The organism is Shewanella sp. CG12_big_fil_rev_8_21_14_0_65_47_15, assembly GCF_002783505.1.
Lineage (GTDB): Bacteria > Pseudomonadota > Gammaproteobacteria > Enterobacterales > Shewanellaceae > Shewanella.
Genome location: NZ_PFGL01000019.1, coordinates 76,208 through 88,611, shown reverse-complemented (window position 1 = coordinate 88,611; position 12,404 = coordinate 76,208). Strand labels below are relative to the sequence as shown.

At 48.0% G+C, this 12,404-nt stretch carries 8 protein-coding genes; 3 read left to right on the top strand and 5 right to left on the bottom strand.

Features of this window, described 5'->3' with window-relative positions:
* Positions 1-74 precede the first annotated feature (74 nt).
* Positions 75-755: a response regulator gene (locus COW15_RS05155; RefSeq protein WP_293630621.1), complete on the top strand. Its 681-nt coding sequence runs from the start codon at positions 75-77 to the stop codon at positions 753-755.
* Positions 756-775: 20 nt separating this feature from the next.
* On the opposite strand, the gene COW15_RS05150 is transcribed toward COW15_RS05155, so the two are convergent.
* Positions 776-2,311, bottom strand: a complete 1,536-nt coding sequence (locus COW15_RS05150; protein WP_293630619.1) for an insulinase family protein — start codon at positions 2,309-2,311, stop codon at positions 776-778.
* A 41-nt stretch (positions 2,312-2,352) separates the two neighbouring features.
* Positions 2,353-3,768: a pitrilysin family protein gene (locus tag COW15_RS05145; RefSeq protein WP_293630617.1), complete on the bottom strand. Its 1,416-nt coding sequence runs from the start codon at positions 3,766-3,768 to the stop codon at positions 2,353-2,355.
* Positions 3,769-3,932: 164 nt separating this feature from the next.
* Here COW15_RS05145 and COW15_RS05140 point away from each other — a divergent pair, with 164 nt between their 5' ends.
* Positions 3,933-4,760: a M14 family metallocarboxypeptidase gene (locus COW15_RS05140; protein WP_293630615.1), complete on the top strand. Its 828-nt coding sequence runs from the start codon at positions 3,933-3,935 to the stop codon at positions 4,758-4,760.
* A gap of 63 nt (positions 4,761-4,823) precedes the next feature.
* Here the strand turns inward: COW15_RS05140 and COW15_RS05135 are convergent, their stop codons facing one another.
* The 3 genes from COW15_RS05135 to COW15_RS05125 form a co-directional block, all read right to left on the bottom strand.
* Positions 4,824-5,738, bottom strand: a complete 915-nt coding sequence (locus COW15_RS05135; protein WP_293630613.1) for a L,D-transpeptidase family protein — start codon at positions 5,736-5,738, stop codon at positions 4,824-4,826.
* A 171-nt stretch (positions 5,739-5,909) separates the two neighbouring features.
* Positions 5,910-7,466 carry a nitric oxide reductase transcriptional regulator NorR gene (gene norR / locus COW15_RS05130; protein ID WP_293630611.1) on the bottom strand — a complete coding sequence of 519 codons (1,557 nt, stop codon included), beginning with the start codon at positions 7,464-7,466 and terminating at the stop codon, positions 5,910-5,912.
* Positions 7,467-7,668: 202 nt separating this feature from the next.
* Positions 7,669-9,954, bottom strand: coding sequence for a nitric-oxide reductase large subunit (locus tag COW15_RS05125; RefSeq protein WP_293630610.1), 2,286 nt, complete (start codon positions 9,952-9,954; stop codon positions 7,669-7,671).
* A 684-nt stretch (positions 9,955-10,638) separates the two neighbouring features.
* On the opposite strand from COW15_RS05125, the gene COW15_RS05120 reads away from it, so the two are divergent.
* On the top strand, positions 10,639-12,369 hold the full coding sequence (locus tag COW15_RS05120) for a potassium/proton antiporter (RefSeq protein ID WP_293630609.1): 1,731 nt from the start codon (positions 10,639-10,641) through the stop codon (positions 12,367-12,369).
* The last annotated feature ends 35 nt before the right edge of the window (positions 12,370-12,404 follow it).

Sequence of the window (12,404 nt, the reverse complement as noted above, 5' to 3'; positions counted from 1 at the left end):
GAGGATGAAGTTGGTATTGCTGCACTCTGTTGGTGTTTTCATTTTAGCCGCTTGCCTGATATAGGTATCGTTTAATGCATACTGTGATAATTGTTGAGGATGAAGTCGAAGTTGCGCACTTGGTCGCACAATATTTGTTCTCGACCAATCGTTATAAAGTGATTGGCATGGCCAGCGATATCAGTACGGCGCGGTCTTTACTGGGCGCAATCACGCCGGATCTCTTGTTGTTAGACGTGTATTTACCCGACGGCAATGGTTTGAATTTACTGGCAGAATTACGCAGCCAAGGGATCCGCAGTGAAGTGGTATTGCTCACCGCGGCCAAGGAAGTACAGATTTTAGAAAAAGCCATGCAGCTCGGCGTGTTCGATTTTCTGGTAAAACCTGTACTCTTGAGCCGATTAGATCAAGCCCTGAGCCGGTTCGAGAGCCGTCAGCTCAAACTGTCTGCCACAGAAGAGTTGACTCAATCTGTGGTCGATGCCTTTATGGAAGTGCCGACAGGGATGACCAAGGCCGCCGCCCGTTTGCCAAAGGGGGTCGACCAATTGACCCTACAGAAAATCCGCGAAGTGTTTGATGCCAAGCCACAGGATAAACTCACGGCGCAAATGGTGGGTGAGAAACTAGGCGTTAGCCGTTCTACCGCGCGGCGTTATTTAGAGTTTTTGTTGGAATGCAATGAGTTAGCGGCGGATCAAAGCTATGGTTCCATCGGCCGCCCCGAACGTTGTTACCATAAGTTGAGATAGCGAGCTTTCTACATTAGGAGCTAGTCCACCTTGACTCTTTCCAACTGCCACTCCGGCAGTTTAGAGGCTAAGTCGGGGATTATTCTGTCGATATCCCCCCGTAAAATAATCAATGGCTCACCGCTAAACGCCCCGTTGGCTAACTGCTGCAGCCTTGCGGGCGTTAGCGCCTGCAACTCGGCATTCAGCTTTTGCACATCAACTTGAGTTAAGCCTGTGGCGACTTGGTGGATATATTGGCTTTCACGCTGGATGTCGTTGTCTTGGCTGAGTAAATCCTCACCCATCAAATAGGTTTTGAGGGCATCGATTTCGCCTTGGCTGGCGCTTTGTGTCTTAACGAGCGCGAGGTGATCGAGTATGCCCACCACAAAGGCGCCCGTATGTTCTATGGCTGTGCTGCCGTAAAACTTGATGCTGCTGGACAGCGGTGCATTGGCGCATTGGCCGTAAATGCCGTAGGTGAGGCCGCGTTTTTCCCGCAAATCATAATAGAGTCTGCCCGAAAAGCTGCGGCCCATCAGTGCGGCCAAACTGCGGCAACTTAAGGCAATGTCCTGTGGGCTGAGTGGTTGTGGGTTAGCTACATCATTCATCTCATTGACGCTAGGGCTTGGGGCATCATCGAGTGCATAACCGATGCGGACTTGGGTTTGCACGCTGCCCGGCGCATCGATAAGGTAAATCCTCTTGGTTTGTTTAGGTTTTGCCATCTCGGGCTTATCTGCTAGTAGCAACGATTTATCCAATGTTGGCCATTGATTTATGCTGGCTTGAAGATCAAATTCGGCATTTTTTGCCTGTGCGCTGGGGAGAAACAGATGCCACCGCGCCTGCATTGCCACCTGTTGCTGGATTTGCTGCAGTTGTTTTAGGTTGAGGGAATCGAACAACGCATCGTTATTAAGCACTTTATTGTAGGGATGTTCTGGCCCGAGCAGTTTTTCACGCCACAGTTTATCTATTTCGGCGCCACTAAAAGCATTTAAGTGCTTATTGAGCTTGAGTTGGCGGCGAATATTATCAATGTCGACGGCGGCGGTTGTCGTTCCATCGAAGGTATCTGGCTGCCAAAATAGCAGTAGCAAATTGTAGAGATGATTAACATAGTCAGGGCAGGCGAGGCTTAAATTAATGCTGTGCAAGGTGACGCGAATACTGAAGGTTTCAAGGCAGGGGTCTGCGCTGCTAATGGCCAGAGCGCGGGCTTTCTCTTGCAGGGCAATCTGCAAAATGTCAGGATTATCAAAGGGAATGTGCGGACTTATTGCGGCTAAACTGACTCTGTTGTTCAGATTGTTATGGGCTTGAGTCGCGACTTCCCTATGTAACTGGTAGGGTAAATTCAATGATGCAGGGACTTCATCCGTAAAAGCCTGCTCCGTAGCGGGGATGATAACCCCACTCTTAGGTAAAGCAGAGGATAGGGATGCGGGCGTTTCAAAATTGGCTAAACTCGGCGGCTTGGTCGGGGTAAAGACGATGTGTGTTTGCTGACAGGCACTCAGCAATAACGCCACAGCACAGCATATCAAGTTTTGTAGTCGCTTTGACATTGTATGAGTCATCCCTGATTGATTCATCCCTGATTGATTCATCACAGTACCGCCTCCTCTAGGCTATCGCTTGCCCCATCTGGCAGCCATTCCAGCAGGGTTTTCCCCCAGCGAATATACCAAGGTGGCAGTAGGTCGACTCTTACATAGTCTTGATTAAAATATTGTTTTGCGACTCTTTGGAACTCTTCGGCCGTGACTGCATTGATCCGTTGCCACGGCGCGGTCAATGGATGATCTGTATCTTGAACTGAGGTCGCCGAAAGCTGCGTGGCTAATGCTTGGGTGTCACTGAGTTGTTGTAATCGATTGTTTAACCACACTTGCTTAAGTGTGCACAGGCGGGTTTCATCCAGAGCCTGTTGCTGGGTTTGTGCGATAAGCCCCTGTACTTTTTCCACTAAGGTATCCAGTGAAGTGCGAGCGCGAGGAACCAAGACAATATTGGCAATCCCATGATTTTCTAGCTCAAAGGGCAGGGAATAACTGAGCATTTGGTCAGGATTATGCTGGCTTATTTTGGCCAAGGCGCTGGCGGTATTCTGGAATAAATGGGCCTCAAGTAAACGGATTGCCGCGGCATCGGGGTGGTCTTTGCCCACAGTATGCCAAGCGAGTAATAATCCAGACCAAGGGCCACGTTCATCGACTAGTTCGGCATGCACTTGTTTAGGTTCGATGTTCAGCTCAGTGAATCTAGGCTCAGTCGTCGTTGGTTTAGGCCAAGTCGCAAAATTTTGCTCGATCCATTGCCGGGTTTGTGGACTTAACTTGCCGACAAGGGAAAGCTGCATGGCGTCTGGGCGATAATAGGCACGGTGAAAGGCGGTTAGGCTTTCTGGCGTGGCTTGCAAGATATCTTCGCGACTGCCAATAATACCGTGGCCGTAGGGCGTGCCTTGCACTTGATCGAGTAAGAACTCCATCGCACTGCGAACATAGGGCTGATTATCTATGGTCTGTGCCATTTCCTGCAGCACGGTTTCCTGCTGATTTTTCACTGTGGTCGCATTCAAGCTTGGGCGAATAAAACGGTCCGCTTCGAGATACAAAGCTAGTTCTAACGCTTGGCTAGGCAGAGTCACAAAATAATTCGTGTAATCAAAATGCGTGCTGGCATTGAAACGTGCCCCAAGGGCGCTAAATTGCTGGGCATAGGTGTCGCCGGGGGCGTTTTCGCTGCCCTTGAATAGCATATGTTCGAATAAGTGGGCGTAACCGCTTTGGCCCTTGGCTTCGTTTCTGGCGCCGACATTGAATTGGCTGGCAATGGTCAGGGTTTGTTTATCTTCTAATGGCAATAAACGGACTCTTAGCCCATTGGCTAAGGTATAGGTTTCGATGCGTGACTCTAGTTGGTACAGGGTTTGTGCACCAACAACATGACATTGGGCCTTTAGCGCTGGGCTGAAAATACTCGCTATAAAGGCAATATAGAAGCTGACTTGGGTTTTCATTTCATATCCCGTCTCAATGGCGTGCCTACCCTAATCCTGTGGCTGTGTTTTTGACGACAGCATTTGTGGCTCATCGGATTTCATCTAAATCAGTTGAATAGCATTCAGTTTTTGAAAAGAACTGCTATGATGGCACAGTTCTTTTTCTGGCATAAGTACAAGATATGGTTAGCAGATCTCCGTTCGAATCCTTTCAGTGGAAAAGTGATATTTTTAACTGTGACAGCACTGATATTGACAATTTTTATCTATTGCTTGAACAGGAAATGTCCCGTTTGGGCATGGTTGAGAAGAAATTGGGGGAAGTGAGTAAATACAGCGTCAGTTTGTATCAATCTCCCGCCGCTAAGTCAGGCTTACCCTCATTACTGATCAGCGCAGGTTTCCATGGCGAAGAGTCTGCTGGTCCTTGGGGATTACTGCACTTTTTAAGCGAGGCTTCCCCCGAATTATTCGAGCGAGTGAATTTAAGTTTATTGCCCCTAGTCAATCCTACGGGATTTAGCCGTGGCCATAGATTCAATAAGTTTGGTGAAAACCCTAACCGTGGGTTTGTGTTTGAAAATGGTAAACCTAAGGCGAATGAAACGACCTCGGTTGAGGGCAAGTTGTTGTTAGAACATGCCCAGCTGCTGATTGCCGCGAGCCGCGATGGCATTTTAACCTGCCATGAAGATGTATTGAGTCGTGAGGCCTATGTGTATTCATTCGAGCCAAGCCAAGTCCCCGGGCGTTTTAGCCTAGATTTGCGCGATACCTTAGGCGGATACTTCCCGATTGCCGTAGACGGTGAGATTGATGGGTGCCCAGTGAAGGATGGCTTGATCTTCAATCACTTCGACACCTCCTTCGAGGCATGCTTAGTGCGCAGTGGCGCCCGTGTCGGTGCCTGTACTGAAACGCCGGCGCTACAAAACTTCGATCAAAGGGTGTTGGCCAATAGTGCGGCGATGACGCACTTTTTGGCCCTTTGTGCGCCATTATGTGATTGAAAAGTCTGTTTATAGATAAAAAAATACCCGCCTATTCGCGGGTATTTTTTTATCTGCGTCATATTACTGATTGATAACCGTTGGTACGCCAGTGCGCTCGTCAAGCAGCTTCTTGATCACCGAAGAGTCGGTATCGGCCTTAGCGATAAATTTAGCGACATCCTTGGGTAAGGATATTGAGACTGGCTCATTAGATTCAAATTCAGCCACAGTGCGCGACAGCGGCTGATGTACGGCTAAGTAGCGCTTACCGTCAGGCTCTTCGGTGGCTTTAATCGGTTGGTTCACAAATTGTACACGGGTTCCCACAGGGACATTCTTGAACAAATGTTCGATATCATCGTGGCGTAAACGCACGCACCCTTGACTGACGCGTAAGCCTATGCCGAAACTCGCGTTAGTCCCGTGGATCGCATATAAGTTGCCAATATACAACGCATATAATCCCATTGGGTTATCTGGGCCCGCTGGCCATACCGCAGGTAGGATCTCGCCCTTAGCGGCGTATTCTTTGCGGATGCGTGGTGTGGGTGTCCAAGTTGGATTAGCGCGTTTACGCTGTACGCTGGTTACCCAATTTTCGGGTGTGTCTTTACCGATTTGGCCTATGCCAATGGGTAGGACTTCAACGGTTTTCTTGCCCTTAGGATAGTAGTATAAGCGCATTTCTGCGACGTTAATCACTATGCCTTCGCGAGGTGCATTGGGCAGTATTAACTGCTGAGGAATTAATAGCTTGCTACCGGGTGTTGGCAGAAAAGGATCGACACCAGGGTTTGCTTCTAGCAAGTTACTCAGGCCGAGTTGGAATTGGGCGGCAATATCTTCGAGGGTATGTTTGCCCTCTGGTACTGTGTAATACAGGTTTTCGCCAACTAACCGACTCTTTGGAGACGGTAGGGGATATTCCGTTGCTAAAGCGGAAAGACTTGGGAAAGCCAAAGTCAGTAATAAAGCTGTGGTGCGAAGCATACTCATAAGCGGATACTACGATTCCTGTTAATGAAAAAGCGTGTTTAGCGCAGCTTTCTCTACCGAAAATAGAGTGGCAATTTGACAGACAAAATGCACTGGCGCGCGAAGCTCGCATCCTTCCTTATTTTGAACATTATTTCAACTGAAATATGGTCCATAAAGCGTATTTATACCTTATTTTAGCTTTAAGCGTTTCGCTAGGCGATGAAGATTACCAGGGTCGAGCCCTAGGGTTCTGGCCGTGGCGGCCCAATTGCCATTTTGTGCCCTAAATACCTGTTTGATGTAGTCACTCTGAAATGTGTCAGTTGCTAGGGTTAGGTTGACAAACTCCCGCTGGGTGCCTGCGCCATCGCCCGCGGAATAAATCGCCGCTTGGCCCATTGCTAAGGGGCTGAGTTTAAGCGGCAAATCAAAATGTTGTGGCTCTATGGTGCAACAGCCGTCCTCTGCGGATACGCGGGCGAGGACAGTTGCCCTATGGATAGCGTGTTCTAACTCACGCACATTGCCTGGCCAAGTATATTGATTAAGTAACATTAAACTGCTGGGGCTGAAGTTAAGTTGTTTCATCCCGAGTTTTTGTCTGTAGCGTTCGGCAAAGAAACCGCTCAATAGGGTGATATCCTGTTCCCGTTCTCGCAGTGGCGGTACCAGTAGGGGAAACACGCTTAACCTATGGTAGAGATCCGCCCTAAAGCGGCCGGCGAGCACTTCTGTCTTAAGCACTTTATTGGTTGCGGCAATGATGCGTACATCGACTTTAAGGCTGCGGTCATCGCCCACTTTTTGTAGGTCCCCATACTGCAATACCCGCAGCAATTTGGCCTGTAGCGTGAGGGGCAGTTCGCCAATCTCGTCTAGGAAGAGTGTCCCCTTGTCGGCCATTTCAAACTTGCCACTACGATGGCTGATTGCCCCCGTAAAAGCGCCTTTGATATGGCCAAAGAGTTCGCTCTCGGCAACCGATTCGGGGAGTGCCGCGCAATTTAGATAGACCAACGCTTTGTTTGATCTCGCCGATTTTTGATGTATTGCCTGTGCGACTAACTCTTTGCCTGTGCCTGTCTCGCCTAGGATCAACACGTTAAGATCGCTATGGGCAACGACTTCAATTTCTCGATCTAAGCTTTGCATTAAGGGCGAGTGGCCGATGATTTCGGCATCCTGGCTCAGGTTAGGGCTATTCTCCTGCGCATTGGTTGAATGGCTGTTGAGTGCCATGCGTTCAAGTTTTTCAACGAGCAGAGCATTACTTAAGGATGCGGCGGCGATGGCACTTAAGCTACGCAGTTCGGCATTGCTGAATTGATCGAACTGCAGGGGATTAAGGGCATCGATAGTCACTGCACCGATAAGACGTTCATCGGCAAATAACGGCAGTCCGATGCAGGCATGGACTTTTAACGCCCCAGTTTGATTGGGGATCAAACCATCGTAGGGATCGGCAAGCTCACTGTCGGCAGGGAAACGCACTATATCCCCCGCCCTTGCAATCGCCTCAAGCCTTGGATGTTCATTGAGGATAAAACGTCTGCCGAGCACATCATCATTTAGACCATCGATGGCTAGTGGCGTAAAATATTGACCGTGGAAGGTGAGTAGGGCCGCGGCATCACAGTGTAGATTTTGCCTCACTGTGTTGAGTAAACGCGAAAAGCGATCCCTATGGGCTAAACCAGAGGTGATATCGAGGGCGATACGGGTGAGATCGGTTTGGCTAAGGGTCATAAAAACTCCAGCAATGACTAAGTTACCCCGATTTATACCATTGATTGTTATATTGACACATGTAGTTTAGACAATACTAACGGTAAAAAGGTGTACAGGCATGGGCAACACTGGCCGATTATCCATGGCTCTTGGCCCTAAATATCCAAGGTGTCAGTGACGACACCTTGGAAGTGGCTAGAATGGTTTTAGTCGAGCGTATTTAGTTATTGGGTTGTAATACTTCCTCCTGTAGTTTGGGGGATTTATTCAAGGCTCTTCTGATCAAATCGAGCAAGAAGGCTCCCATCAATAGGCCTCCAACACTGAAGATCACATCCCCAAACATACGCATCCATACCAGTCGTTCAACCAGTGGGCTATGAATAACCTCGGGCGAACGAGCGTACCAATAACCATGGTCGATTACGGCAAAAAATTGTGTAATACCAACGGGTAACAATGACATAAACACCATGGCAGCCAGTCCAATATTGAGGCTCCAGAAGGCTCCTTTAAGCATTTTATTATTCCACTGCATATTGCCCGTGAGACCGCGCAGGCAGAAGAGCATTAGCCCCATGCCTAGCATGCCATATACTCCCATAAAGGCTGCATGACCGTGGGTGGCAGTGGTATTTAACCCTTGAATGTAATAGAGCGAAATCGGTGGGTTGATTAAAAAGCCCAGCATGCCAGCACCGACTAAGTTCCAAAATGCGGTGGCTACAAAGAACATAATGGCCCAGTGGTATCTTTGCATCCATGGACTGGCTTTACGCAAGCGGTAGGTTTCCATCGCCTCAAAACCTATGATGGCTAAAGGCACGACTTCTAAGGCCGAGAAAATTGCGCCCCAGGCGATAACCGAGGTAGGGGTGCCGGTAAAATAGAGGTGATGTAAGGTGCCAATTAAGCCACCCGTTAAGAAGATCACCGTTGTAAACAACACCGCACCGTTGGCACTGCGGCCACGGATCAAGCCTAAGCGAACTAACATCAGCGCAATCACTGCGGTGGCAAAGGTTTCGAAGAAGCCCTCAACCCACAGGTGCACTACCCACCAACGCCAGTATTCGGCGATGGCTAAATTGGAATGTTTGCCCATAAAGAGGCCTGCACCATAGAACAAACCAATGGCGACACAGGAAGCATACAGAACCCAGATAACGGGGCGCATTTCGCCTTGCACCTTGAGGGCGGGTTTAATGGCGGCCGTGACTAAAGCGAGCCAGATCAGTAATCCCACGAGGAGCAGTATTTGCCATACTCGGCCTAGGTCTATGTATTCATACCCTTGATGACCAAAGAGGAAGTTCATATCGAGGTCAAAATACTGCTGCACCCCAATCCATTCCCCCGCCATTGAACCTAGCACAACGACCACTAAGGCTACCCAAAGTACATTAACGCCTAGACGTTGGTATTTAGGCTCATAGCCCGATAATGCGGGGGCAATATATAGACCCGTGCCTAACCAAGCCGTGGCGATCCAAAATACCGCTAATTGGGTGTGCCAGGTACGAGTTACTGAGTAAGGAAGTATCTCAGCAAGAGGGAAACCGTAAAACTCTTGGCCTTCCACCGCGTAGTGAGCGGTAATGCCCCCGAGTAAAATTTGCAGTAAAAAGAGACCTATCGCCGTGATGAAGTATTTCCCGACAGCCTTTTGTGAGGCGGTAGGTTTAGTAAAAAACAGCGGATCTTGTTCCGATGGCTTAGGCAGACTTTCATGCTTACCGCTGGCATGGTGCCAGAGCAATCCGCCAATACCCGCTATCAGGGTCACGATACTGAGTATCGACCAGACAATATTATCCGAGGTGGGAGTGTTGCCCAGTTGAGGATCGAAGGGCCAGTTATTGGTGTAAGTATAGGGTGCATCAGGGCGTTCAGTGATTGCAGCCCAAGCACCCCAAAAGAGGAAAGCATTAAGTTGCTCACGGCGGGCGAGATCGGGCACTGTGCCCTCTTTCATGGCGTATTGTTCGCGCAGTGAACTGAGTTTAGGGTCATCACCAAACAAGGATAAATAATGTTGAGTAACCCTGTTGATCGTTTCTACCCGCGTGGAGGACAGTTTAATCAGGCTAGTGCCATCGGCCTGTTGTTCGACGCTGTTATGGCGTAAATCATCCCTCAATGCTTGCTCAAGGCCTGCTTTTTCTTGGGAGTTTAATTGGGCGAATGGCATCTGGTATTGCTGCTCGGCGCGCAGATCGAGCCAAGCCTCGGCTTCCCTGTGTAACCAGTCTGCTGTCCAATCGGGGGCAACATAGGAGCCATGTCCCCAAATCGAACCGAGTTGATGGCCGCCCATTGAACGCCATACTAATTGGCCCTGTTCTATATCATTTTCGCTAAAAACAACTTGGCCATTCACATCGATAAAAGCGGTGGGTATGGGTGGTTTTTCCCGATAAATTTCACTGCCTACGCTCAGTAGTACAGTAAATGAAGCAATCAACACTAATAGTAGTGCGATGGCGGTGAGTTTTTGTTTGCTCATAAGTCCCCTTAATGCAACGTCATTTTGATACCTTTTGTTGGCTATTGCGCAAAATGTGCCAATTTTTTTGTTGTTGAAAATAAAGGAATATTTTTATTTGGCGTCTATTTGCATTGTCTTTTTGATACTATTTTTTGGTGTCGCAATGACACTGATTGTTTTTATGACAATGGGTAGTGAACAGATGTCGATAAAACAATAACCGTAGTCTGGTTACCTAGGGGAGGTGACGTTTAATGGTTATTTTTGCAACAAAACTTAATCTCCGAATGACAACACCCTCTAGCATTTTTAAGATACTGCTAGACTTAATTGGTTTTAAGGCTGGTTTGTAGTGATATAGTGTATTTCTATAAGGTTATTGCAATAATTCCAGTTTAAATTATAAAGTTTGTGTTGGGTGTGTTTTTTTAACATTATGATATTTATTGTTTTTACATAAATAATTGTTTAATTTTTATTGTTTGTGGATTTTTAAGTTTTTATGGTTTTTTATGTGAAAGTTAATTAAAGGTTACTATTGAGGGCGTTTGACCGTAGCTAATTGAAATTTAATATTTAACGTTCTAATATTTTGTGTTTTATGTGCTAATATAAAACCACAAAAATTGTCAGTTGAGTCATTTTTAACCTCGGTGATTTGTCTATCGGATAGCTAAACAAGCGGTATTTAAGGAGGCATGTGTGGATGCAGATTCCATCAATAGTTTTTTTCTGATCGGTGCCTTACTTACAGCAGTGAGTGTTTTACTCAGCCCCATGTCTTCCCGCCTCGGCATCCCTATTTTATTGATTTTTCTCGCCGTAGGCATTCTTGCCGGTGAAGATGGCCCTGGCGGAATATTGTTTGATGATTATTCCACCGCTTATTTAGTCAGTAACTTAGCGTTAGCTATCATCTTACTCGATGGCGGTATGCGCACACGCGTCGCCAGTTTTAGGGTGGCGCTGTGGCCTGCATTATCGTTGGCAACCTTTGGTGTTGCCATTACCACGAGTATCACTGGCATGATGGCCGCTTGGCTGTTTGACTTGCATTGGTTGCAAGGTTTGCTGGTGGGCGCGATTGTGGGCTCGACCGATGCCGCTGCGGTATTCTCCTTACTGAAAGGGCGCAGTCTTAACGAGCGTGTTGGGGCAACCTTAGAAATCGAATCCGGTAGTAACGACCCTATGGCGGTGTTTTTAACCGTGACGCTGATTGCGATTCTCGCCAATGTGGACACTGAGCTGTCCTTCAGCTTTATGTTTATCAGCTTTATTAAGCAATTTGGTCTGGGGATTTGTTTAGGTTTAGGCGGCGGCTGGATGCTGTGGAAGTTGGTTAATTTGAGCAAATTAGCCGACGGTCTGTACTCGATTTTAGTCCTAAGCGGTGGTCTGATTATTTATGCGGCTTCTAACAAACTGGGTGGGAGTGGCATTTTATCGATTTACTTAGTTGGGCTTTTCCTCGGCAATAAGCCGACCCGTGGCCGCCATGCGATTTTAAATGTACTGGATGGCATGACTTGGGTTAGCCAAATCGGTATGTTCCTGGTATTAGGGTTATTACTTACCCCTTCCGATTTAATCGATATCCTGATCCCAGGTTTTGCACTGGCATTCGGCATGATTCTATTCGCCCGTCCTGTCGCAGTGTGGATCAGTCTATTGCCCTTTAAGAGCTTCAGCAGTCGCGACCGCTGGTTTATTTCGTGGGTAGGATTACGCGGCGCTGTACCTATCATCTTGGCGGTATTTCCAATGATGGCGGGCTTACCGGGTGCTCAGTTGTACTTCAACTTGGCCTTCTTCGTCGTATTAGTCTCGTTACTGGTTCAAGGTGCGTCTTTGACCACTGCGGCGCGTTTAGCTAAGGTGGAATTGCCCCCAAAGCCGTTGCCCGTTTCGCGTTCGGGGGTTGAAATTTACCCAAGCAGCGAATGGGAAGTGTTTGTCTATCGTTTAAGTGAGAATAAGTGGTGTATTGGTGAGCCGCTAAAACGCTTAGCTATGCCAGATGGAACACGGATTGCGGCGGTATTTAGGAATGACACTTTATTGCATCCCTCGGGGAGTACCAGATTAGAGGCGGGGGATATTCTCTGCGTGCTTGGGCAGGAGAGAAGTCTTGAGGCCCTGAGCACTCTCTTTAGCCAAGCGCCTGAAACTAAAGAAGTACAACGCTTCTTTGGTGATTTCTTTATTGAAACCGACGTTAAGCTTGCGGATCTCGCGCCCATTTATGGCTTGAGCTTAGATAATCTCGCCGACGATATGACGGTCGCCGATCTAGTGGTCGCTGAGCTTGGCAGCAATCCTGTGCTGGGCGATCAGTTCCAATGGCAGTCGCTACATTGGGTCGTGGCTGGGTTGTACGAAGGCAAAGTCACTAACGTGGGTATTCGTTTGCCGACCGAGAATTCGCTCTGATTAGCTTGCTAATCGCAAGTCATTATAAAAAATGC

Bases quoted from the DNA above. Each gene is read 5' to 3' on its own strand.
- COW15_RS05155 (WP_293630621.1), top strand. From the start codon at position 75: ATGCATACTGTGATAATTGTTGAGGATGAAGTCGAAGTTGCGCACTTG.
- COW15_RS05150 (WP_293630619.1), bottom strand. From the start codon at position 2,311: ATGTCAAAGCGACTACAAAACTTGATATGCTGTGCTGTGGCGTTATTG.
- COW15_RS05145 (WP_293630617.1), bottom strand. From the start codon at position 3,768: ATGAAAACCCAAGTCAGCTTCTATATTGCCTTTATAGCGAGTATTTTC.
- COW15_RS05140 (WP_293630615.1), top strand. From the start codon at position 3,933: ATGGTTAGCAGATCTCCGTTCGAATCCTTTCAGTGGAAAAGTGATATT.
- COW15_RS05135 (WP_293630613.1), bottom strand. From the start codon at position 5,738: ATGAGTATGCTTCGCACCACAGCTTTATTACTGACTTTGGCTTTCCCA.
- norR (WP_293630611.1), bottom strand. From the start codon at position 7,466: ATGACCCTTAGCCAAACCGATCTCACCCGTATCGCCCTCGATATCACC.
- COW15_RS05125 (WP_293630610.1), bottom strand. From the start codon at position 9,954: ATGAGCAAACAAAAACTCACCGCCATCGCACTACTATTAGTGTTGATT.